This is a genomic window from Melaminivora sp. (assembly GCF_032059615.1).
Classification (GTDB): Bacteria; Pseudomonadota; Gammaproteobacteria; order Burkholderiales; family Burkholderiaceae_C; genus Melaminivora.
Genome location: NZ_DAMCAM010000001.1, coordinates 46,742 through 69,782, shown reverse-complemented (window position 1 = coordinate 69,782; position 23,041 = coordinate 46,742). Strand labels below are relative to the sequence as shown.

Sequence of the window (23,041 nt, the reverse complement as noted above, 5' to 3'; positions counted from 1 at the left end):
CCATGAAGTACCTGGTACTCCTGGCCGTGGTGGCCATCGTCTATGCCTTCTGGCGCAGCCAGCAGCGCCGCCCTCCGCCGCCCGGGCGCGGCGCCTCGTCCCTGCCCGCGCCGGAGGAGATGGTCCGCTGCGCGCACTGCGGCGTGCACCTGCCGCATTCGCAGGCGCTGCACGATGAGGGCGGACGCAGCTACTGCTGCCGCGCCCATCAGCGCCCGTGATGCGCGGCGCGACACAGGGGGCCGGCCCCTGGCGGGACGGCTGGCTGCGCACCGCGCGCCGCCTGCCGTCGCCCAACCATGGCAGCCGTCCCGCCGGTGCCCGGGTGGACCTGCTGGTCGTGCACTCCATCAGCCTGCCCCCGGGCGAATACGGTACGGGCCAGGTGCAGCGCCTGTTCACCAACCGGCTCGACTGGGAGGCCCACCCCTATTTCAAGCAGATCCGGGGGCTGCAAGTCTCCAGCCATTTCTTCATCGAGCGCGACGGCACCCTGTGGCAGTTTGTGGACACCGGCCGGCGCGCCTGGCATGCCGGCGTGTCGCACTACCGCGGCCGCGATGGCTGCAATGACGATTCGATCGGGGTGGAACTCGAGGGCCTGGAGGGACGCGCCTTCGAGCCGGCGCAGTACGAGGCGCTTCTGTCCCTGTGCACGGCGTTGCAGCTGCGCCACCCCATCCGGCACGTGGCCGGGCACGAGCACATCGCGCCGGCACGCAAGCACGACCCGGGGCCGGGGTTCGATTGGGCGCGCGTGTCGGCCGCACTCGCAGGCACGGGCATCCTGCTGCCGCCCGGAGCCGCGCGCCGCTGAGGCCCTGTCGGACAACGGCGCCTGTCGCTGCAGGGCCCTTGATGCGCGGATACACTACCCATAGTGTTTCAAACAAACACTTAGCGCTATATGTAGTGTCTGGCACGTCGCCCGCCAGCACCTCCACGCAGCCAGGCCGACGCCCCGCGCCCTCCCCGCCCGCTGCCCCACCGCCCTGAAAGGAAAGCCATGCACGCCTCCGTCGAATCCCCCGTCTCCGACCTCCCGCAGATGCCGGACGCCCTGTCCGCCGGGGCCGCCCGCCCGGGCAGCGCCGCCGAACTGGCCCGTTATCAGATCCTGCGCCGCAACGGCGCCGTCGTGCCGTTCGAGCCGCAAAAGATCGCCGTGGCCCTGATGAAGGCCTTCCTGGCGGTGCGCGGCGCGCAGGGCGCGGCCTCGGCCAGCGTGCGCGAGCTGGTCGAGGACCTGACGCAGGCGGTAGTGCGGGCGCTGGTGCGCTCGCGCCCGGCCGGCGGCACCTTCCATATCGAGGACGTGCAGGACCAGGTCGAGCTCGGCCTGATGCGCGGGGGCCACCACGACGTGGCGCGGGCCTATGTGCTGTACCGCGAGCGCCGCGCCCAGGAGCGCGCGCAGCAGCGCCAGCAGCTGATGCCGCAAATGCCGGCCCTGTTCGTGCAGGAGGGCGGCCAGCGCGTGGAGCTGGACCTGCTGCGCCTGCAGGCGCTGATCGAGTCCGCCTGCGCCGGCCTCGGGCCCGAGGTGCAGGCCGCGCCGATCGCCGCCGAGACGCTGCGCAATCTGTACGACGGCGTGCCCATGGAGGAGGTCTACAAGGCTGGCATCCTGGCCGCGCGCACCCTGATCGAGAAAGACCCGGGCTACACCCACGCCACCGCGCGCCTGCTGCTGCACACCATCGTGCGCGAGGTGCTGGGGCGCGAGGTGGCGCCCGCCGACCTGCCGCAGGCCTATGCCGCGCACTTCCCGCTGTTCGTGAAGCAGGGCGTGGAGCACGAGCTGCTCAACCCCGCCCTGCTCGACTTCGACCTGGAGCGCCTGGCCGCGGCGCTCAAGCCCGGGCGCGATCTGCAGTTCGACTATCTGGGCCTGCAGACGCTGTACGACCGCTACTTCCTGCACATTGCCAAGACGCGCATCGAGCTGCCGCAGACCTTCTTCATGCGCGTGGCCATGGGCCTGGCCCTGCAGGAGGAAGACCGCAACGCCCGCGCCATCGAGTTCTACGAGCTGCTGTCCTCGTTCGACTTCATGAGCAGCACGCCCACGCTGTTCAACAGCGGCACGCTGCGCTCACAGCTGTCCTCGTGCTATCTCACCACCGTGCCCGACGACCTGGAGGGCATCTACGAATCCATCAAGGAAAATGCCCTGCTGTCCAAATACGCCGGGGGCCTGGGCAACGACTGGACGCGCGTGCGCGCTCTGGGTGCGCGCATCAAGGGCACGAACGGCGAGTCGCAGGGCGTAGTGCCGTTCCTGAAAGTCGTCAATGACACGGCGGTCGCGGTCAACCAGGGCGGCAAGAGGAAGGGCGCCGTTTGCGCCTACCTGGAAACCTGGCACCTCGATGTCGAGGAATTCCTGGAGCTGCGCAAGAACACCGGCGACGATCGCCGGCGCACGCACGACATGAACACGGCCAACTGGATTCCGGACCTGTTCATGAAGCGTGTGCTCGACAAGGGCCCGTGGACGCTGTTCTCGCCCTCGGACGTGCCCGATCTGCATGATTTGTATGGCCAGGCCTTCGAGCGCGCCTACGTCGCCCATGAGGCCCGCGCCGACAGCGGCGAATTGAAGCTCTTCAAGCGCGTGCCGGCGGTGGACCTGTGGCGCAAGATGCTCTCGATGCTGTTCGAGACCGGCCACCCGTGGATCACCTTCAAGGACCCGTGCAACATCCGCAGCCCGCAACAGCATGTGGGCGTGGTGCACTCGTCCAACCTGTGCACCGAGATCACGCTCAACACCGGCGACAGCGAAACGGCGGTGTGCAACCTGGGCTCGGTCAACCTGGCCCAGCACGTTCGGAACGGGCAGATCGACCATGACAAGCTGCGCCGCACGGTCGCCACCGCCATGCGCATGCTGGACAACGTGATCGACATCAACTACTACGCCGTGGACAAGGCGCGTGACTCCAACCTGCGCCACCGCCCGGTGGGCCTCGGCCTGATGGGCTTTCAGGATGCCCTGTATGAGTTGCGCATTCCGTACGCCAGCGACACCGCCGTGCAGTTCGCCGACGAGTCCATGGAGGCCGTTTGCTACTACGCCTACCAGGCCTCCAGCGAGCTGGCGCGCGAGCGCGGCACCTACGACAGTTATCAGGGCTCGCTGTGGTCGCAGGGCATCCTGCCGCTGGATTCGCTGGATCTGCTGGCGCAGGAGCGCGGCGGCCACGTCGAGGTGGACCGCAGCGCGCGTCTGGACTGGGACGCGCTGCGCGCACAAATAGCCCGGCACGGCATGCGCAACTCCAACTGCGTGGCGATTGCGCCCACGGCGACGATCTCCAACATCGTTGGCGTCGATGCCTCCATCGAGCCGTCGTTTGGCAACCTGTCGGTCAAGTCCAACCTCTCGGGCGAGTTCACCGTCATCAACCAGTACCTGGTGCGCGACCTGAAGCGCCTGCACCTGTGGGACGACGTCATGGTCATGGACCTCAAGCACTTCAAGGGCTCGCTGGCTCCCATCGACCGCGTGCCACAGGACATCAAGCAGCTCTACGCCACCGCCTTCGAGGTCGAGCCCACCTGGCTGGTCGAGGCGGCCGCGCGCCGCCAGAAGTGGATCGACCAGGCGCAGAGTCTGAACATCTACATGGCCGGCGCCTCGGGCAAGAAGCTCGACGAGACCTACAAGCTCGCGTGGCTGCGTGGCCTGAAAACCACCTACTACCTGCGCACGCAAAGCGCCACCCACGTCGAGATGAGCACGGTGAACAAGCGCCAGCTCAATGCCGTCCCGACGGATGCGCCCGCAGCTGCCGCGATGGCCGGGCCGGCCACGGACGTGCAGTTCTGCGCCATCGACGACCCGGGCTGCGAAGCCTGCCAGTGAAGGCTGCCCCAGGCCTCACCCACCCCACCGCATCGAAGCCGCCCGCAGCAGGCGGGTACGCAACGAATCGGCGCTGCGCAACGCTTCGATGCTTTTCTTTTTGAAGCACTGCTTCCATAATCCACGCACTGGACGAGCCATGCTTACCTGGGACGACGAAGTCAAGACCCCACCGCAAAACCTCCCGCAAGGGGCCCCGCACGACGGCCCCCTGCAGCAGCCGCGCCCGCAGGCTGCGCCGCCGGGCGCCGCGCACGGCGGCCGCGTCAGCGCGGTGGACAAACGCATCATCAACGGCAAGACCGACGTCAACCAGCTGGTGCCCTTCAAGTACAAGTGGGCCTGGGAAAAGTACCTAGCCACCTGCGCCAACCACTGGATGCCGCAGGAGATCAACATGACGCGCGACATCGCGTTGTGGAAGGACCCGAACGGCCTGACCGAAGACGAGCGCCGCATCGTCAAGCGCAACCTGGGCTTCTTCGTCACGGCCGATTCGCTGGCGGCCAACAACATCGTGCTGGGCACCTACCGCCACATCACCGCGCCCGAATGCCGCCAGTTCCTGCTGCGCCAGGCCTTCGAGGAAGCCATCCACACCCACGCCTACCAGTACATCGTCGAGTCGCTGGGCCTGGACGAAGGCGAGATCTTCAACGCCTACAACGAGGTCGCCTCCATCCGCGACAAGGACCAGTTCCTGATCCCCTTCATCGACGCCATCATGGACCCGTCGTTCAAGACGGGCACGCCCGAGGCCGACCAGACGCTGCTCAAGAGCCTGATCGTCTTCGCCTGCCTGATGGAGGGCCTGTTCTTCTACGTCGGCTTCACGCAGATCCTGGCTTTGGGCCGGCAAAACAAGATGACCGGCGCGGCCGAGCAGTACCAGTACATCCTGCGCGACGAGTCCATGCACTGCAACTTCGGCATCGACCTGATCAACCAGCTGAAGCTGGAAAACCCGCACCTGTGGACGGCCCCGTTCAAGGAAGAGATCTGCGGACTGTTCCACCAGGCCGTGGACCTGGAGTACCGCTACGCCGAAGACACCATGCCGCGCGGCGTGCTGGGCATGAACGCCTCCATGTTCAAGGGCTACCTGCGCTACATCGCCAACCGCCGGGCCACGCAGATCGGCCTGGAGGCGCTGTTTCCGAATGAGGAAAACCCCTTCCCCTGGATGAGCGAGATGATCGACCTGAAGAAGGAGCGCAACTTCTTCGAAACGCGCGTCATCGAGTACCAGACGGGTGGTGCGCTGTCCTGGGATTGACGGACACGCAGCGCGAAGCGAGCCATGGCGGATACGGTTTTTCCTCGGCACTCCCACGGCATGGCGGCACGGCGCGGCCGCCGCGCGGGTGCGCCTCTCTCAGCATTCGTGGTGGCGGACGACGCGTCGTTGCCATGGATCGCGCAGTACCCAAAGCAGGCGCTGCGTGCTCTCTGCAAATCGACCCCAAGGAGAAAATGATGGCAACTGCGAAGAAACCCGCTGCGACCAAGACCGCAGCCACCCCCGCCAAGAAAGCCGGCGCCGCCGCCAGCGCCAAGACCCCGGCCGTGAAAAAGGCGGCCGCCGCCGAGAAGGCAGCTCCCGCCAAGAAGGCAGCCGCTGCGGCCCCGGCACCCGCGCCGGCTGCCGCCAAGAAGGCTGCGCCCGCCAAGAAGGCCACAGCCGGCAAAGCCAGCGCCGCCCCGGCTGCGAAGAAGGCAGCGCCGACGGCCACGGCAGCCGCCCCTGCCAAGAAGGCGGCAGCGCCAGCCGCCAAGAAGGCCGCAGGCGCCAAGGCCGGCAGCGGCAAGGCTGCGGCGGCTCCGGCTGCGGCTCCCGCAGCGAAACCCACCGCCAAGGCCCCCGCCAAGTCCGCCAGCGCCACGGCAAAGACCACTGCAAAAACCACTGCCGCGAAGACCACCGGCAAGACCGCCCCGGCGAAGGAAGCCGCAGCCTCCAAGGCAGCCCCGGTGAAACAGGCTGCAGCGGCCAAGAAGACGGCCGGCAAGACTGCGGCGCCCTCGACCGCCGACAGCGCCAGTGCGAAAAAGGCTCCTGCCAAGGCCGCCGCCACCCCGGCCAAGGCTTCTGGCGCCGCCACCAAGAGCGCCGCACCGGCAAAGAAGGCCGCTGCGGCGCCCGCCACCGCCAAGCAGGCTGCCGCCAGCACCAGGACGGCCGCCAAGAGCAGCACGGCTGCCAGCAAGGGCGCTGCCGCGGGCAAGAGTGCATCCGGCAAGGCCCCGGCCACCCGCAAGGTGGCAGGCACGACAGCCGCCGCACCTGCCGCCGCCGCAGCGCCGGCCGTGCAGACCACCCGGGCGCCCCACGCGGCCTGGCCATTTCCGAGCGGCGAAAAGCCCTGACGCCGGCCTGAACGCCCGGCCCTGCCCAGCCCGGTCCCGCACCGGGCTTTTTTGTCGAAATTGCTAGCGCAATCTCATTGACTGGCGCGGGCTGCAGGGCTTTTTCATTCCATCAAAATGCCTGCGGATCGAAGTCCAGCGTGTAGTTCTGTGGTCCGCGCTGCGCCACCTTGAGCGAGCCCATGCGGTTGCCCAGTGCCGCGCAGCGCGCCAGCGGCCAGCCTTGCGCCAGGCCGTGGAGCAGGCCGCCGCGCCATGCGTCGCCGCAGCCTGTCGGGTCCACCACCTCGGTGGGCGCCACCGGGGGCACCAGCGTGCTGGCGCCCTGCTCCCAGACCTCGCAGCCCTGAGCCCCCAGCGTCACCACCAGGCCGCGCACGCGCCGCGAGATGTCGGCCGGCGACAGGCCGGTGCGCTCGCACAGCATCTTGCCCTCGTAGTCGTTCACGGCGACCCAGTCGGCCTGGTCGATGAAGCCGCTCAGCTCCGCCCCGTCGAACATGGGCAGGCCCTGGCCCGGATCGAAGACGAAGGGAATGCCGGCGGCAGCGAACTGCGCCGCATGCTCCAGCATGGCCTGGCGGCCGTCCGGGGCGACGATGCCCAGTGCCGCGCCGCAGCCCGGCTCGATGCGGTTGCGGTGGGCGTGCATCATCGCCCCCGGGTGGAAGGCGGTGATCTGGTTGTTGTCGCGGTCGGTCATGATCATGGCCTGCGCGGTGTAGGCATCGCCCGCCTGCCTGACGAAGCGCGTGTCGATGTCCAGCTCGCGCATGCGCTGCAGGTAGCTGCCACCGTCGCTGCCCAGCATGGCCATGGGCCAGGGCTCGCCCCCGAGCAGCTTCAGCGCGTAGGCGATGTTGCCGGCGCAGCCGCCGAAGTCGCGCCGCAGCGTGGGCACGAGGAAGGACACGTTCAGGATGTGCAGTTGCTCGGGCAGGATCTGCTCGGCAAAGCGGCCCTCGAACGTCATGATGGTGTCAAAGGCCAGGGAGCCGCAAATCAGCGCTGTCATGTCGTGGTGTTCCGGTGGTGGAAAAAAGGGGCAGGAAAAAGAGCCGCGCCCGCCGGGGCGGCATCAGGGATAGAAGGCCAGCAGCCGGTAGCCCGCCACCGGGGCCTCGGGCACCTGCACCGGGGTGGCGGCGCCCCAGGAGCCCAGCGGGGCGAGTTCGGCCGGTGCGCCGAGTTCGCGCGCGGGGTCCAGGACGCGGCGCACCAACACGCGCTCGTCGGCGTCGGTCAGTGTCAGCTCCAGCAGTGGCATGGCCACCGCGTGGGAATGCAGGTTGCGCAGGGCCAGGCGCAGTTCGTACTGATCGTCGTCCAGGCGCAGGCGCATGAAGGAGGAGCTGTCGATCACCAGGGCGGCTGGGTCGCGCGGCGCCTGCAGCGTGCAGCCGCGCAGCGCGCACAGGGGCTGCAGCAGCGTCCTTACAGCCGGGTGGCGCGCGGCCAGCGCATCGCGCTGCTGCAGCAGGGCCTGCGCGGCCAGCAGCAGCGCCAACAGCGATGCTGCCAGCACGAGCAGGGCGCGTGTGCGGGGCTGGCGCCACACGGCGCCGCGGCGCGCGGCGCGCACGAACTGGGGTTCGTCCCCGCCCGGCGGAGGCGGTTCGTCCACCCAGGGCAGGGCTTCGGCCGGCGGTTGCGCTGCGGGCAGGGGCAATGGCACGTCGGGCGGCGCCTCCTCATCCGCCAGCGCAGGCGCCTCGGGCTCAGGGGCGCGCAGAAAGGCCGGGATCGGCTCCCCCTCCTCCTGTGCCAGCTGCGGACCGTCCGGCGGGGGCCGCACGGGCTGGCGCAGGCTCTGCAACGCGTCGAACACCTCCTGGCAATGGCCGCAGCGCACCCAGCCGTCGGAGACGCGCAGCTGGTCCGCGACCACGCGAAAGGCCGTTGCGCAGTGGGGGCAGCGGGTGGTCTGGCTCATCGGCGGGGCATTGTAGAAGGCCGGCCGCAGGGCCCGGCAGCCCGGTGGCCGCCCGGTTTCAGCGGCGCGCCACCATCAATATCCAGCCGTCTTCGCGATCGGCCACCTGCAGCTGCAGCCACGGCGCGTAGGCTGCCTGCAGCTCCTCGGCCTGACGCTCCAGGATGCCGGCCAGCACCAGATGCCCGCCTGGCGCCACGTGCGCGCACAACAGCGGCGCCAGCACCTTGAGCGGCGTGGCCAGGATGTTGGCCAGCACCGTGCGGTACGCACCCTGCGCCTGGTCGGGCAGGCCGGCGGCGAGCTGCACGTCGTTGGCCTGCGCGTTGTCCAGCGTGGCCTGCACGGCGGCCGGGTCGATGTCCACGGCGTCGATCGGCGCGGCGCCGAACTTGGCCGCGCCTATGGCCAGGATGCCCGAGCCGCAGCCGTAGTCCAGCACGCGCCCGAGCGCATCGCCCCCCTGCGCGCCCTGGCGGGCGATCCAGCGCAGGCACATGCGCGTGGTCGGGTGCGTGCCGGTGCCGAACGCCATGCCGGGGTCGAGGCGCAGGGTCTGCACCGCGCCGGCGGGCGGCTTGTGCCAGCTCGGCACGATCCAGAACTCGGGCGTGATCTGCACCGGCTCGAACTGCGACTGCGTCAGGCGCACCCAGTCCTGTTCGGGCACCTGGGCGATGCCGGCCGTCTCGCAGCCGGCAAAGAAATCCTGCGCCGCCAGAAGGCGCGCCGCCTCGTCGGCCGCCTCGTGCGTGGCAAACAGCGCCGTCACCCGGCTCTTGTTCCAGGCCTGGCGCGGCGCGGGCATGCCGGGCTCGCCAAACAGCGCCTGTTCGGCCTCGGTCTGCGCGTCGGCATCCTCGACGGAGACGCTCAGGGCATCGAGCGCATCGAAGGCCTCGCTCACGGCATCGACGCGCTCCTCGGGGCACAGCAGGGTCAGCTCGAACATGGCGGCGTCCTTTTCGGGGGTCATCAAGGGGAATCAGGGGCAACAAAAAAGCTGGCGCCCGTCTCCGGGAGCCAGCGAAGTGTCATGCAGGCGGGTTGCGGCCGGGCTTTAGCGCCTGCTCAACGCTTCCTCTGCGCCAGCCACTCCTCCAGGTAGTGGATGTTGGTGCCGCCGGAGACGAAGTTGGCATCCACCATCAGCTCGCAGTGCAGCGGCACGTTGGTGCTGATGCCCTCGACCACGGTCTCCAGCAAGGCAGTGCGCATGCGCGCCAGCGCCTGCTCGCGCGTGTCGCCGTGCACGATGATCTTGCCGATCATGGAGTCGTAGTTGGGCGGCACGTAGTAGTTGGTGTAGGCGTGCGAATCCACGCGCACGCCCGGGCCGCCCGGCGCGTGCCACTTGGTGATACGCCCCGGCGACGGCGTGAACTTGTACGGGTCTTCGGCGTTGATGCGGCACTCGATGGCGTGGCCGCGCAGCTGGATGTGGCGCTGCGAGAACGGCAGCTTTTCGCCGGCGGCCACCATGATCTGGGTGCGCACGATGTCCACGCCGGTGATCCACTCCGTCACCGGGTGCTCGACCTGCACGCGCGTGTTCATCTCGATGAAATAGAACTCGCCGTTTTCGTACAGGAACTCGAAGGTGCCCGCGCCGCGGTAGCCGATCTTCTTGCAGGCGGTGACGCAGCGCTCGCCGATGCGCTCGATCAGCTTGCGCGGGATGCCCGGCGCCGGCGCCTCCTCGATCACCTTCTGGTGGCGCCGCTGCATGGAGCAGTCGCGCTCGCCCAGATAGACGGCGTTCTTGTGCTTGTCGGCCAGGATCTGGATCTCGATGTGGCGCGGGTTCTGCAGGAACTTTTCCATGTAGACGGCCGGGTTGCCGAAGGCCGCCGTGGCCTCGGCCTTGGTCATCTGCACGGCGTTGACCAGGGCCGCCTCGGTGTGCACCACGCGCATGCCGCGCCCGCCGCCGCCGCCCGCCGCCTTGATGATGACGGGATAGCCAACGGTGCGGGCGATGCGCCGGATCTGCACCGGGTCGTCGGGCAGCTCGCCGTCCGAGCCGGGCACGCAGGGCACGCCGGCGCGCAGCATGGCCTGCTTGGCCGAGACCTTGTCGCCCATCAGGCGGATGGACTCGGGCGTCGGGCCGATGAACTGGAAGCCGCTTTTTTCCACACGCTCGGCAAAGTCGGCGTTCTCGGCCAGAAAGCCATAGCCGGGGTGAATGGCTTCGGCATCGGTGACCTCGGCGGCCGAGATGATGGCCGGCATGTTGAGGTAGGACTGCGGGGACGGCGCCGGGCCGATGCACACCGCCTCGTCGGCCAGCTTGACGTACTTGGCGTCGCGGTCGGCCTCGGAATAGACCATGACGGCCTTGATGCCCAGCTCGCGGCAGGCGCGCTGGATGCGTAGTGCTATCTCACCGCGGTTGGCGACCAGGATTTTTTTAAACATAGGCTCTACCAGTCTCACGCCTGCGGACGGCGCGATGCGACGGACTCATGGGGGAAGCGGGTCATTCGATGATGAAGAGGGCCTGCCCGTATTCGACGGCCTGGCCGTTCTCGCCCAGGATGCGCGTGATGGTGCCACTCTTGTCGGCCTCGATCTCGTTGAGGATCTTCATGGCCTCGACGATGCACAGCGTCTCGCCCTCCTTGACCACGCTGCCGACCTCGACGAAAGCCTTGGCGCCGGGGCTGGAGGCGCGGTAGAAGGTGCCCACCATGGGCGACTTGACGACGTGGCCGGTGGGCGCTGCGGCGGCGGCCGGCGCTTCGGCGGCCGGGGCGGGGGCGGCGGCCGGCGCGACTGCCATGGGCACTGCGGCCTGCATGGGGGCGGCCATCACCTGTTGGACGACGGTGGCGCCGGCCTTGACGATGCGCACCTTGCCCTCGGCTTCGGTGATCTCGAGTTCGGACACATTCGACTCAGACACCAGATCGATGAGGGTCTTGAGTTTTCGCAAATCCATGGGGGCTCCAGCGGCTGAAATGGGAAGGGCGCGAATTTACTCCAAATTCGGCCTACTTCGCCGAAATGGCTTCTTTTTCCTTCATCTTGTTTGCGCCAAGGCAGCGTTCACGCCTTTGTGGACCAGCTGGCCAGGTCCTGTGCGCTCAGCTCGCCCATTTTACGCACCAAGATGCCGCCATCTGCCGCGAACAGCACGCTGAAGGGCAGGCCACCGCGCTCGTTGCCCAGGGCACGCCCCAGGTCCGAGCCGTCCAGGCCGGCCATGGCCAGGGGAAAGCCGAGCGGCCGGCGTTCGAGAAACTGGCGCACTTTGTCCTCCTGGTCGATCGCCAGGCCCAGCACCTGCCAGCCGCGCCCGCGCTGCTCCTGGTGGAAGCGGTCGAGCAGCGGCAGCTCCTGCACGCACGGCGGGCACCAGGTGGCCCAGAAGTTCAGCAGCAGCGGGTGCCCGCGAAAGTCGGTCATGTGCAGCTTCTGCCCCGACAGGCCGTCAAAGCTGGCGCTCCAGAACCGCCCGGCAGCGTCTTCTGCCACCGGGCCCGGGCGCGTGCGCCACCAGGCGGCGCCGGCACCCGCGGCGGCGGCCAGCGCCCCCACGCCCAGCATCAGCCGGCGGCGCGCCGGGGCAGCGGCGGCCGAGGGGGATGAAAGAGAGTTGTGCAGCGTCATGGCAGGTCTCGATGGGGCTCTGCCGCAGGCAGCGGCGGCTCGGGCGCCTCCAGCAGCCGACGCACGGCCTCGGCATCGCCGCGCGGCGTGCGTCCGCGCGCATCGGGGCGCAGGGCGCCGCGCAGGTCATCCAGGTCGTGGATCAGCAGGTGCACGCCGATCTCCTCGCCCAGCTCGGGCGAGCAGCTGGACAGGCTCAGCACCTCGACGGGCTCGCCGCGCAGGCCCTTGACGGTGCGCGGCTCGTAGCTCACGCGGTGGTCGATCAGGGCGATCTCGGCCGACTTGGGGTCGTCGCAGAACAGCGTCAGGTGCACGTCCGACAGCCGCGTGGCCGTGCCGTGCCAGACGGCGCCGCCCAGGTAGGGGCGAAAGTCCTGTAGCCGCTCCATCCAGGTCAGTGCCAGGCGGCGCAGCGCGCGCAGCTCGGCGGGCTGGGTCTCGGCGCAGAACAGGCCGATATAGGCCCGCACCGCGTCCTCGACCAGGTCGTTGTCGGGCAGGGGCGTGCGCGCCGGCAGGCCCAGCTCGCGCACAGCCCGGCGCTTGGCGGCGCCCCACTCCAGGCCCTCCTCCACCGCCAGGCGGGCGGTGGCGTGGGCAATCTCGATGGCGATGGGCGGCTGCATGGCGGTCTTGGTGCAAGGGAGGCGGTCAGCGCGCATTGTGGCCCCCGGCGCGCCGCCCGCGCGGCGCCAATGCGCGCGCTGGGCAGGGACTTTACCGGCTCACCGGTCTTTTTTCATAGCGCCATGCCCTTGAAGGGCAAGGGTTTCACGCCCTTTTTGCCAATACTTCCGCAGTGTCCGCCGCCCGCCCCGCCCGGGCCTGCCGCCCTTCTTAGAATGCTCGCCCATGCACATACACATCCTGGGCATCTGCGGCACGTTCATGGGCGGCCTGGCGGCGCTGGCGCGCGAGGCGGGGCACCGCGTGACGGGCTGCGACGCGGGCGTCTATCCGCCCATGAGCGATCAGCTCACGGCGCTGGGCATCGAGCTGATCGAGGGCTACGGCGCCGAGCAGCTGCGGCTGGCGCCCGACCTGTTCGTGGTCGGCAACGTGGTCAGCCGCGCCCGGCTGGCAGACGGCAGCCCGAAGTTCCCGCTCATGGAGGCCATCCTGGACGCGGGCGCGCCCTACACCAGCGGCCCGCAGTGGCTGGCCGAGCACGTGCTGGCCGGGCGCCACGTGCTGGCGGTGGCCGGCACGCACGGCAAGACCACGACCACCTCCATGCTGGCCTGGATCCTGGAGTGCGCGGGCCTTGCGCCGGGCTTTCTGGTGGGCGGGGTGCCGCTGGACTTTGGCGTCTCCGCCCGCCTGGGGCGGCAGGCGCCGGGCCAGGCGCGGCCGCTCTTCGTCATCGAGGCCGACGAGTACGACACGGCGTTCTTCGACAAGCGCAGCAAGTTCGTGCACTACCGCCCGCGCACCGCCGTCCTGAACAACCTGGAGTTCGACCACGCCGACATCTTCGACGACCTGGCGGCCATCGAGCGGCAGTTCCAGCACCTGCTGCGCACCGTGCCGCCGTCGGGGCGGGTGGTCGTCAATGGCCTGGAGGAGAGCCTGGCGCGCGTGCTGCACCAGGGCTGCTGGAGCGGGGTGGCCAGTTTCGGCAGCGCGGCGAGCGATTTTTTTGCCGACGGCCCGCCGCACGACTTTGCCGTGCACCGGCGCGGCCAGGGCCGCGTGGCCGAGCTGCGCTGGGCGCTGGGCGGCGTGCACAACCAGCTCAATGCCCTGGCCGCCATCGCCGCGGCCGAGCACGTGGGGGTGGCACCGGCGCAGGCCGCCGAGGCGCTGTCGCGCTTTCAGAACGTGCGCCGGCGCATGGAGCTGCGCGGCAGCGCCAGCGGCGTGCAGGTCTATGACGACTTCGCCCACCACCCCACGGCGATCCGCACCACGCTGGACGGCCTGCGCCAGCGCCTGCCGGCCGGCGCACGCATCCTGGCGGTGTTCGAGCCGCGCAGCAACACCATGAAGCTGGGCACCATGGCGGCGCAGCTGCCCTGGGCGCTGCAGGCGGCCGACCTGAGTTTTTGCCACACGGCCGGGCTGGACTGGGACGCGGCCACCGCCCTGGCACCGCTGGGCGCGCGCGCGCAGACCGTCGCCGACATCGATACCCTGGTGGCCCGGGTGGCAGCGGCCGCGCAGCCGGGCGACCACATCGTGTGCATGAGCAATGGCAGCTTCGGCGGCATCCACGCACGGCTGCTGCAGGGTCTGGCCTCTCGCCCTGCCCCCGCTTCCCCTGCCTGAACCGCCCCTCGAAACCCGGACCGACATGAGCGCCGCATCCACCCCCGAGGACTTTCGCATCGCCACCAGGCACGGGCACGTCCTGGCGCGCCGCTGGCAGCCGCCCCCTGCACGGGCCCCGGCCGCGCCCATCGTGCTGCTGCACGACTCGCTGGGCTGCATCGCGCTGTGGCGCGACTTTCCGGCGCTGCTGGCACAAAGCACGGGCCGCGCCGTCATCGCCTACGACCGGCCGGGCTTTGGCCAGTCCGAGCCGCGCAGCGACCGGCTGCCGGCCGACTTCGTCGCCCGCGAGGCGGTCGAGGCCTTTGCGGCGGTGCGCGAACAGCTCGGGCTGGAGGATTTCATCGTCTTCGGCCACAGCGTGGGCGGGGGCATGGCCGTGCACTGCGCGGCGCGCTACCCCAAGGCCTGCCGGGCGCTGATCACCGAGTCGGCGCAGGCCTTCGTCGAGGAGCGCACGCGCGAGGGCATCCGCCAGGCGCAGGCCGCGTTCGCCGACCCCGGGGAGCGCGCACGCCTGCAGCGCCACCACGGCGACCGGACCGACTGGGTGCTGGACGCCTGGATCGGCACCTGGCTGTCGCCGCGGTTTGCCGACTTCAGCCTGCGGGATGTGCTGCCCCAGGTGCGCTGCCCGGCCCTGGTGCTGCACGGCAGCGAGGACGAATACGGCTCCGAGGCGCACCCGCGCCTGATCGCCGGGCATCTGGGCGGCCCGGCGCAGGTGCACATCCTGCCGGGCACGGGCCATGTGCCGCACCGCGAGTGCCCGCAGCAGGTGCTGGGGCTGGTGACGGATTTTCTGGCGGGACAGGCCCCCACCCCAGCCCTGCCCCAGAGGGGGGAGGGAGTAACAAGGATCGGGTCCGCCCGCGCCGATTAATAGCTGCGCCCGCCCTTGTACAGCGCGTGCTGGCGGCGGTTGAGCTGCGCCACCTCGCCGATGCGCGCCATGGCCGCGCCGGCGTGGGCGTGGGTGATGGCCAGGCCCAGGGCGTCGGCGGCGTCGGTGCCGGGCAGGCCGGGCAGCTGCAGCAAGCGGCGCACCATCTCCTGCACCTGGGCTTTGGCGGCGCGGCCATGGCCGACCACGGCTTTCTTCATCTGCAGCGCCGTGTACTCGGCCACCGCCAGGTCGGCGTGCACCAGCGCGGTCAGCGCCGCGCCGCGCGCCTGGCCCAGCAGCAGCGTGGACTGCGGGTTGACGTTGACAAAGACGATCTCGACGGCCGCGCTGTCGGGCTGATAGCGCGCGACCACCTCGCTCACCCCGTCGAACAGCACCTTGAGCCGGCCGGGCAGGTCGCCCAGCGCCACGCCCGCGGTGCGGATGGTGCCGCTGGCCACGTACTGCAGGGCGTGGCCCTGGACGTCCAGCACGCCGAAACCCGTGGTCTGCAGGCCGGGGTCGATGCCGAGAATCCTCATGTGCTTCCGTATGAATAGCTGAATGCCCAATGCTGGCGCGGGCTGCGGGGCTTTTTTACCTGAAACTCAAGGCAGCTGCGTGCGCCCCATGCGTGCCAGCAGGGCGCGCGTGCGGGCCGCCAGGTAGAGCGAGCCGGGCGTCTTCTCGAAGCGCTTGGGCGCGGGCAGCATCACGGCCAGACGCGCGGCCTCGGCGGCGCTGAGCTGGTGCGCGCCCTTGCGATGGTAGTGCCGCGCCGCGGCCTCGGCGCCGAAGACGCCGGCGCCCCATTCCACGTTGTTCAGGTAGATCTCCAGGATGCGCCGCTTGCTCAGCAGGCGCTCGAGCGCCAGGGTCAGCACGAACTCCTGGCCCTTGCGCACCAGCGTGCGCTCGCCCGACAGCAGCAGGTTCTTGGCCAGCTGCTGGGTGATGGTGGAGCCGCCGCGGATGCGCGGCCCGCGGCTGCGCACGCGCCCGGCCGCCTCCTGCGCCGCCATGCGGGCGTTGCGCTCCCAGGCCTTTTCGATCGCCTGCCACTCCACGCCGTCGTGGCGCAGGAAGCCATCGTCCTCGGCGGCGACCACGGCGCGCTTGAGGTGGTCGGAGATCTGGCCGTAAGGCACCCACTGCTGGCGCCAGCGCAGGCCATCGCCAGAGCGCGCCAGGGCCCAGGCCTGCGAGCGCTGGAAGGTCGTCGATTGCGGATCGACCACCGCCATGAGCGCGATGCGCGCCACGAAAAACAGCTGCAGCGCGATGAACGCCAGGCCCGCCAGCAGGCCCCAGCGCAGCGCCCCGGCCAGGCCCGCGCCCAGCCCTGAGCGCAGGCGCGGCAGGCCCCCGCCCCGCTTCCAGTCCATCACCATGCCCGCCCCGCCCCGTGCCACTCAGGCCGCGCCCGCCGCCATGGCGGCGCGCAACTCGTCCAGCACCTGCGCGGCCGGCGGCGCCACGCCGCGCCACAGGGCGAACGACGCGGCCGCCTGGCGCACCAGCATGCCCAGGCCGTCGCGCCCGTGCGCGCCGCGCTCGCGCGCCCAGGTCAGAAAGCCCTCGGCGGCGGCGCCATACATCAGGTCACAGGCCAGGCCGCCGGCGCGCAGCGCACGCTCTGGCACCGGCACGGCGCCGCCCTCCAGGCTGCTGGCGGTGGCGTTGATGACCACATCGAAATCGCCCGCCAGCCCTTGCTGGTCAACGGCCTGCAGCTCCACTCTCTGTAGCTGCGCCAGGGCGGCGTGGCGCTGCACCAGTGCTTGGGCGCGCGCTGCCGTGCGGTTGCTCACCACCAGGCGGCGCGGCCGGCGCTCGAGCAGCGGGCCGAGCACCCCGGCGGCAGCGCCGCCCGCGCCCACCAGCAGCACGTCGCGCCCGGCCAGCGCCACGCCGGCGCCGGCTTCGATGTCGTCCACCAGGCCCAGGCCGTCGGTGTTGTCGGCGTGGATGCGCCCGTCAGGCCCCAGCACCAGGGTGTTGGCCGCGCCCGCCAGCTGCACGCGCTCGCTGGCGCTGTGCGCGCAGCGCGCCGCCTCGTGCTTGAAGGGCACGGTGACGTTGCAACCGTGCCCGCCGCGCGCGGCCAGCTGCGCCAGGCTGGCGGCAAAGCCGTCCAGCGGAGCCTGCAGCCGCTCATAGACGAGGGCCTGGCCGGTCAGCGCGGCAAAGCGGGCGTGGATCCAGGGCGAGCGGCTGTGCGCCACGGGGTTGCCGATGACGCAGTAGAGGCCGGGCGAGTCGGTGGGTGTTTGCATGGTGGGGCTCATGAAGGGGTCTGCCGTGTGTCAGCGCAGTTCGGTCTCCAGCGTCTGCTCGCGCGTGAAGCGAAAGCGCGAGACCACGGCGATCTGGTCGGCCCGGGCACGCATGTCCGGGCTGAAGGCGCCAAAGGGCCCGGCGGCTCGGGCGATGGCCTGGGCGCGGCGGTCCAGCGGCGCACTGCCCGAGCCCTGCAGCACCTCGGCATCCAGCACGCGCCCGTCGTGGTTGACGGTGATCAGCATGACCAGCTCACCATAGAGCTTTCTGCCGCCGTGCTCGGGAAAGTCGCGCGTGCCGCGGTCCTCGATGCGCCGGCGCAGCGCGTCGTAATACAGCGCATAGACCGCCTCGCGCGTGGCCGGGCTGATGTAGCGCTTGCGCGGCCGGGCGTTCTCTTCGCGGATGCGCCGCTCGATCTCGGCCAGCAGGCTCTGCCGGTGCAGGCGCCGCTGCTCCTGCGCCGTCTGCTCGGCGCTGTCCTGGGGCGTGCCGGGTTCGGGCGCGGGCAGCTGGGCCAGCTCCCGCTTCAGTTGCGCCAGCAGCTGCATCTGCTGCTCGAGCAGGCGGTCCATCTGGCGCTGGGCCTGCTCCAGGTCCTCGCCCAGCCGGGTCACGCTGGACGCGGCCAGCGGGCTGCTCGCCCGGCCCCGCTCGGCCTCGCCGCCGCCGGCAAGCGAGGCCTGGGCGATGGCCTGCGCCTGGCCCGGGGGCGGCGCCTCGCGCGAGCTGGCGTTGACCAGGATGACCTCCAGTGGCGTGTCGTCGAACACCCGGCGAAAGCGCTCGGGATCGACGAAGCGCACGGTGAGCAGGGCCGCGTGCACCAGCACCGAAAGCACCAGCGCCACCGTCAGCGTGGACGGCCGCGCGCGACCGGCCGCCGGCGTCACGGCGCGGGGTGCTCGGCGCCGGGGGCGGCTCCCGCCCCGGCCTCGCCTTCCTGCAGGTCCACGGCGATGGCCAGCGGGCCGGCGGCCGCGGCTTCCTCGCCCTCGTCGTCTTCGACCGGGCCGTCGTCGCGCGGGTCGAGCGGGTCGTCCAGCCGCTCGACCACGGTGCCGTGCACGTCCAGCGCGATCTCGTCGATCTCGCCCAGGCGCACACGCACGCGCGCTCCGCGCGAGAGGCTTTGCGCGCCCAGCACCGGCAGCACCAGGGGCAGGTGGTCGGCGCGCACCAGGAAGTCGCCGCCCGCGCCGCCGTCGCGGATCACCGTGGCCTCGATCTCCTGCAGGCCCTGCTGCTGCAGGTACTTGAGCGTCCACAGCCGCTCCATGCCGGCCTGGTAGGCGTTGTAGGCGCCGTAGGTCGCGTCGAAGCTGCTGATGATGGAGAACAGCTCCGCGTCCTTGGGCTTGAAGGGCGCGGCCAGCGCCGCCGTCCTGCCGTGGCGCGCGCAGGCGATGACCTGCCACTGGTTGACCAGGTCCACATAGCGGCGCAGCGGCGAGGTGGCCCAGGCATAGCTTTTCACGCCGATGCCGGCGTGCGGCAACGCCTTGGTGCCCATGCGCACCTTGACGCCCGGCGCCAGGCTGGCCTGGCTGCGGTAGATGCCCGGCACGCCGTGCTCGGCCAGCATCTGGCCCCAGGTGCTGTTGGCGACGATGGCCGCCTCGGCGACGATCAGGTCCAGCGGCGCGCCGCGCTTGCGGGTGCCGATGACCACGGTCTCGCTGCCGTCGGGCTCGTCGCCGGCCTGGCCCTCCAGGCGGAAGGTGTAGTCGGGGCGGGTGAAGGTCTCCGGCTTGCCGCGCACCGCCTCGCGCTGGCTCTTGAGCTGGCGCGCCAGGCGGTACAGAAACGATAGCTGCTCGCGCAAGTCCAGCAACGCCTGGGGCGTGTTTTCATGCTGAGCCTCGGGGTTGGCCAGCCAGGCCTCGGTGACGATGTGGTCGAGCTGGTCGTGGCGCAGGTTGACGGTGACGGGCACGCGCTCCAGGCGCGTCTCGTGCCCGGTGATGGCCAGCGTCGCCTCGTCGATATTCACATACAGCGACACCGCCGGGTTGGCGCGCTCGGCGTCCAGCGTGTAGCGCTGCACCACCTCGTGCGGCAGCATGGTGATCTTGTGCCCCGGCATGTAGACGGTGGACAGGCGCGTGCGCGCCAGGCGGTCCAGCTCGCCGCCCGGCGCAATGGCCAGGCCGGGCGCGGCGATGTGGATGCCCAGGCGCACGGTGCCGCTGCCCAGGCCGGTGAGCGACAGCGCGTCGTCGATCTCGGTGGTGGCCGAGTCGTCGATGGAATACGCCTGCACCTCGGCCAGCGGCAGGTCGGACGGCGGCTCGGGCGCGGCCAGGTCGGGAAAACCCGTGCCGCGCGGAAAGTGCTCGAACAGAAAACGCTGCCAGTGGAACTGGTAGCTCGACGTGATGGCCCCGGCGCGCGAGAGCAGCGCCAGCGGCGCCAGGTGCGCGCGCCGGCTGGCCTCGACCACGGCCTTGTACTCGGGCGCGTTCTTGTCGGGCCGAAACAGGATGCGGTAGAGCTGGGCATCGATGGCCTCGGGGCAGCGCCCGGCCACCAGCTCGTCGGCCCAGCCGTCGATCTGCGCCTGCAGCTGCCGCTTCTTCTCGATGGCGGCCAGGGCCTGCTCCACCACCTCGGCCGAGGCCTTGCGAAAGCGCCCCTTGCCGGCGCGGCGGAAGTAGTGCGGCGCCTCGAACAGCGCCAGCAGCATGCCGGCCTGCTCGGCCGGCGGGGCCGAGGCCGAGAAGTAGTCGCGCGCCAGCTCGGCAAAGCCGAATTCCTCCCCGGGGGCGAACTCCCAGGCCAGCGGCAGCTCGATGCCGGCGGCCACCTCGCGCGCCCGCGCCAGCAGCTCGGCCGGCTGGGGCTTGTCAAAGCGCAGCAGGATGTGCGCGGCCTTGGCCTTCACGCGCTTGCCCGAGTCAAGCTCGATCTGCGCCGACGTGTCGGTCTCCGAGAGGATGCGGCCGGCAAGAAACTTGCCGGCGTCGTCAAACAGTGCATGCATAGGGGCGAGATTTTCCCATGTCAGTCCAGCAGCGCCAGGCACTCGCGCAGCACCTGCGGATGAAAGGCCAGCTCCACGTGCCCGGCGCCGGGCACGGCGCGGTGCTGCGCGCCCGCAAGCGCCACGGCGGCCTGCGGATAGACGACGTTGTCCGCATCCGAGTGCCAGCACACGAAAAGCGCGCGCAGCCCGGGCGGCTCCGCTGCCGCCAGGGCCTCGACCCAGGGGCCGTGCAGCACCATCTGCCGGCCGTTGGTGGTGCGCGCGTGCGTCGCCGCCCAGGTGCCCTGGTGCGGCGTGCCCAGGGTGGCGACGCGGTGCACGCGCGCCGCCGCGCCCGGCGTGGCGCGCAGCCAGGCGCGGATCGCCAGCCCGCCCATGCTGTGGCCGACCAGCAGGGGCGGCCGGCCCGTGGCCTGCTCGACCTGCTGCACGGCGGCGTCGATGGCGGCGGCGTAGTCGTCGATGGAGCCGAACGCCGGCTCCAGCGTCAGCGCGACGTGGGCATGGCCGCGCGCGCGCAGCAGGCGCTGCCAGGGCCGCCAGAAGCCGCGGTTGCACAGATAGCCGTGCACCAGCACCACGCCGCGCGCCGCCGGGGCGCCGGCCGGCGCAGGGGGCAGCCAGTCGGGCAGCGTCCGGTGGCAAAACGGCTGCCACCAGCCAAAGACCCGGGCCGCCCAGCGCGCCTCGGCCCACCAGGCGCGCAGCAGGACTGCTGCGGGCAGGCGCGGCTCGCCGGCGCGCGCGCGCACCGCCACCATCAGCAGGAACTGCGGCAGCATCAGCAGGCGCGAGGCCAGCGGCACCAGCACCAAGCCCGCCAGCGCCAGCGCGGGCGAGGTGCGCCACAGCAGCGCCAGCCACAGCGCCAGCAGCAGTGCGTGCGCGGCCACCAGCCAACGCTGCCAGCGTGCGTTTTCCATGGTCGGTGGTCCTTTCGTGGTGGGTACGGACGGGCGGCAGGCGACTGTCGCGCAGGCGACCGCGCGCCATGGGACAAGCCCCCATGGGCCGGCGCGGGGCGCCCTTTCACAATCGGCACTCGCCCGCCCGCGCCTCGCGGGCACGATACGACAACGAGACAAGAAAGCGACGACCATGGACCGCATCTGGCTCCGGCACTACCCCGAGGGCGTGCCGCCCACCATCGACCCCGACCTGTACGGCTCGGTCGCGCAGCTGCTCGAGGAGTCCTTCGCGCGGCACGCCGACAGGCCGTTTTCGGTCTGCATGGAGCAGTGGATGAGCTATGGCGAGCTCGACCGGCTGTCGGCGCAGCTGGGCGCCTGGCTGCAGGGCCAGGGCCTGGCGCCCGGCGCGCGCGTGGCCATCATGCTGCCCAACGTGCCGCAGTTCGCCGTAAGCATGGCGGCGGTGCTGCGCGCCGGCTACACCTGCGTGAATGTCAACCCGCTCTACACGGCGCGCGAACTGGCGCACCAGCTCAAGGACTCGGGCGCGGGCAGCATCATCATCCTGGAGAACTTCGCCCACACCCTGGCCCAGGTCATCGAGGACACGGACGTGCAGCAGGTGGTCATCGCCTCCATCGGCGATCTGATGGGAGCGGTGCGCGGGCGCTGGCTCAGTTTTGCCGTGCGCCACCTGGCCAAGATGGTGCCCGAGTACAGCCTGCCCCTGTCGGGCGGGCGGCGCGTGCTGGGCTTTCGCCAGGCGCTGGCCGAGGGCGCGCGCCGCACGCTGCAGCGCCTGGCCACCACGGCCGAGGCGCCGGCCTTCCTGCAGTACACCGGCGGCACCACGGGGCTGGCCAAGGGCGCGGTGCTCACCCAGCGCAACATCATTGCCGCCACGCTGCAGGCCGAGGCCTGGTTCTCGCCGGCGCTGGCGCGCATCGGCGACGCCTCGCGCATCAACAGCATCGCGGCGCTGCCGCTCTACCACATCTTCGCGCTCACGCTGTGCCTGCTGGCCATCCGCCAGGGCTCGCACCTGACGCTGATCCCCAATCCGCGCGACATCCCCAAGTTCGTCGAGACACTGGCGCGGCGGCCGTTTCACCTGCTGCCGGCGGTCAACACGCTGTTCAACGCCCTGCTGCAAAGCGAGCGATTTCGCCAGCTCGATTTCTCGCAGCTGTGCGTCTCGCAGGCCGGCGGCATGGCGGCCAGCGAGGCCACGGCGCGCCAGTGGCAGGAGGTGACGGGCAGCACCATGATCGAAGGCTGGGGCATGAGCGAGACCTGCGCCATCGGCACCAACAACCCGGTCACCGCCACGGCCTTCAGCGGCAGCATCGGCCTGCCGCTGCCGGGCATCGACATCGCCATCAAGGACGACGAGGGCGCCGACGTGCCGCCGGGGCAGACGGGCGAGCTGTGCATCCGCGGGCCCAACGTCACCCCGGGCTACTGGAACCAGCCCGAGGAAAACGCCCGCGCCTTCACCGCCGACGGCTTCCTGCGCACGGGCGACGTCGCGGTGATGGACGAGCGCGGCACCAGCCGCATCGTGGACCGCAAGAAGGACATGATCCTGGTGAGCGGCTTCAACGTCTTTCCCAACGAGGTCGAGCAGGTGGTGGCGCGCTGCCCCGGCGTGCTCGAGTGCGCCGCGGTCGGCGTGCCCGACGCCAGCCAGGGCGAGACCGTGAAGGTGTTCGTCGTGCGCAGCGACCCGCAGCTGACCGAGCAGCAGGTGGCGCGCTGGTGCCAGGAGCAGCTGACCGGGTACAAACGCCCCCGGCACATCGAGTTTCGCGCCGAGCTGCCCAAGACCAACGTCGGCAAGATCCTGCGGCGCGCGCTGCGCGACGGCCACTGACCCGCCCGCCCCACGCAGGGCCTACCTGGTACTATGAATTGAATA

Annotated in this window: 21 protein-coding genes; 8 read left to right on the top strand and 13 right to left on the bottom strand. The window is 70.7% G+C overall.

Annotation, left to right across the window (positions count from 1 at the left end; genetic code table 11):
• The first annotated feature begins 2 nt into the window (after positions 1-2).
• From RT051_RS00315 to RT051_RS00295, 5 genes are all read left to right on the top strand, one after another.
• Complete coding sequence (locus tag RT051_RS00315) at positions 3-221, top strand: PP0621 family protein (protein WP_313069717.1); 219 nt, start codon at positions 3-5, stop codon at positions 219-221.
• A complete protein-coding gene (gene ampD / locus RT051_RS00310; RefSeq protein ID WP_313069715.1) occupies positions 221-817 on the top strand; it encodes a 1,6-anhydro-N-acetylmuramyl-L-alanine amidase AmpD in 597 nt (198 codons plus the stop codon). The genes RT051_RS00315 and ampD overlap by 1 nt, the downstream gene beginning before the upstream one ends.
• A 231-nt stretch (positions 818-1,048) precedes the next feature.
• Positions 1,049-3,871, top strand: a complete 2,823-nt coding sequence (locus RT051_RS00305) for a ribonucleoside-diphosphate reductase subunit alpha (protein ID WP_313069875.1) — start codon at positions 1,049-1,051, stop codon at positions 3,869-3,871.
• A gap of 139 nt (positions 3,872-4,010) precedes the next feature.
• Complete coding sequence (locus RT051_RS00300) at positions 4,011-5,147, top strand: ribonucleotide-diphosphate reductase subunit beta (protein ID WP_313069711.1); 1,137 nt, start codon at positions 4,011-4,013, stop codon at positions 5,145-5,147.
• Positions 5,148-5,347: 200 nt separating this feature from the next.
• Positions 5,348-6,238, top strand: coding sequence for a hypothetical protein (locus RT051_RS00295; RefSeq protein ID WP_313069708.1), 891 nt, complete (start codon positions 5,348-5,350; stop codon positions 6,236-6,238).
• Between the two features lie 112 nt (positions 6,239-6,350).
• On the opposite strand, the gene RT051_RS00290 is transcribed toward RT051_RS00295, so the two are convergent.
• The 7 genes from RT051_RS00290 to RT051_RS00260 form a co-directional block, all read right to left on the bottom strand.
• The gene (locus RT051_RS00290) at positions 6,351-7,253 is read right to left on the bottom strand and encodes a carbohydrate kinase family protein (RefSeq protein ID WP_313069705.1); all 903 of its coding nucleotides are present in this window, start codon (positions 7,251-7,253) and stop codon (positions 6,351-6,353) included.
• 63 nt (positions 7,254-7,316) lie between these two features.
• Positions 7,317-8,171, bottom strand: a complete 855-nt coding sequence (locus RT051_RS00285; protein ID WP_313069702.1) for a zinc-ribbon and DUF3426 domain-containing protein — start codon at positions 8,169-8,171, stop codon at positions 7,317-7,319.
• A 58-nt stretch (positions 8,172-8,229) separates the two neighbouring features.
• Positions 8,230-9,123 carry a 50S ribosomal protein L11 methyltransferase gene (prmA, locus tag RT051_RS00280; protein WP_313069872.1) on the bottom strand — a complete coding sequence of 298 codons (894 nt, stop codon included), beginning with the start codon at positions 9,121-9,123 and terminating at the stop codon, positions 8,230-8,232.
• 119 nt (positions 9,124-9,242) lie between these two features.
• Positions 9,243-10,592 carry an acetyl-CoA carboxylase biotin carboxylase subunit gene (gene accC, locus RT051_RS00275; protein WP_313069699.1) on the bottom strand — a complete coding sequence of 450 codons (1,350 nt, stop codon included), beginning with the start codon at positions 10,590-10,592 and terminating at the stop codon, positions 9,243-9,245.
• Between the two features lie 61 nt (positions 10,593-10,653).
• Positions 10,654-11,115: an acetyl-CoA carboxylase biotin carboxyl carrier protein gene (gene accB, locus RT051_RS00270; protein ID WP_313069696.1), complete on the bottom strand. Its 462-nt coding sequence runs from the start codon at positions 11,113-11,115 to the stop codon at positions 10,654-10,656.
• Between the two features lie 107 nt (positions 11,116-11,222).
• Positions 11,223-11,786, bottom strand: a complete 564-nt coding sequence (locus RT051_RS00265) for a TlpA disulfide reductase family protein (RefSeq protein WP_313069695.1) — start codon at positions 11,784-11,786, stop codon at positions 11,223-11,225.
• A complete protein-coding gene (locus tag RT051_RS00260; RefSeq protein WP_313069694.1) occupies positions 11,783-12,415 on the bottom strand; it encodes a hypothetical protein in 633 nt (210 codons plus the stop codon). The genes RT051_RS00265 and RT051_RS00260 overlap by 4 nt, the downstream gene beginning before the upstream one ends.
• A 226-nt stretch (positions 12,416-12,641) precedes the next feature.
• Between RT051_RS00260 and mpl the strand changes: the two genes are divergently transcribed.
• Positions 12,642-14,057, top strand: a complete 1,416-nt coding sequence (gene mpl / locus RT051_RS00255; RefSeq protein WP_313069693.1) for a UDP-N-acetylmuramate:L-alanyl-gamma-D-glutamyl-meso-diaminopimelate ligase — start codon at positions 12,642-12,644, stop codon at positions 14,055-14,057.
• A 25-nt stretch (positions 14,058-14,082) separates the two neighbouring features.
• Complete coding sequence (locus RT051_RS00250; RefSeq protein ID WP_313069692.1) at positions 14,083-14,943, top strand: alpha/beta hydrolase; 861 nt, start codon at positions 14,083-14,085, stop codon at positions 14,941-14,943.
• On the opposite strand, the gene ruvC is transcribed toward RT051_RS00250, so the two are convergent.
• The 6 genes from ruvC to RT051_RS00220 all read right to left on the bottom strand — a co-directional run bounded on the left by ruvC (position 14,940) and on the right by RT051_RS00220 (position 21,135).
• Positions 14,940-15,488, bottom strand: coding sequence for a crossover junction endodeoxyribonuclease RuvC (gene ruvC, locus RT051_RS00245; protein ID WP_313069689.1), 549 nt, complete (start codon positions 15,486-15,488; stop codon positions 14,940-14,942). The two genes, RT051_RS00250 and ruvC, sit on opposite strands and share 4 nt — an antisense overlap.
• Positions 15,489-15,554: 66 nt before the next feature.
• Positions 15,555-16,274, bottom strand: a complete 720-nt coding sequence (mtgA, locus tag RT051_RS00240) for a monofunctional biosynthetic peptidoglycan transglycosylase (RefSeq protein WP_313069870.1) — start codon at positions 16,272-16,274, stop codon at positions 15,555-15,557.
• A gap of 84 nt (positions 16,275-16,358) precedes the next feature.
• Positions 16,359-17,222: a shikimate dehydrogenase gene (aroE, locus tag RT051_RS00235; RefSeq protein WP_313069686.1), complete on the bottom strand. Its 864-nt coding sequence runs from the start codon at positions 17,220-17,222 to the stop codon at positions 16,359-16,361.
• 30 nt (positions 17,223-17,252) lie between these two features.
• Entirely contained in the window at positions 17,253-18,119 is an 867-nt protein-coding gene (locus RT051_RS00230) for a TonB family protein (protein WP_313069683.1), read from the bottom strand.
• Complete coding sequence (locus RT051_RS00225) at positions 18,116-20,209, bottom strand: RNB domain-containing ribonuclease (protein ID WP_313069680.1); 2,094 nt, start codon at positions 20,207-20,209, stop codon at positions 18,116-18,118. Before RT051_RS00225 ends, RT051_RS00230 begins: the two co-directional genes overlap by 4 nt.
• Positions 20,210-20,229: 20 nt before the next feature.
• Entirely contained in the window at positions 20,230-21,135 is a 906-nt protein-coding gene (locus RT051_RS00220; RefSeq protein WP_313069678.1) for an alpha/beta fold hydrolase, read from the bottom strand.
• Positions 21,136-21,310: 175 nt separating this feature from the next.
• On the opposite strand from RT051_RS00220, the gene RT051_RS00215 reads away from it, so the two are divergent.
• Positions 21,311-22,996, top strand: a complete 1,686-nt coding sequence (locus RT051_RS00215) for an AMP-binding protein (protein ID WP_313069675.1) — start codon at positions 21,311-21,313, stop codon at positions 22,994-22,996.
• Positions 22,997-23,041 lie beyond the last annotated feature (45 nt).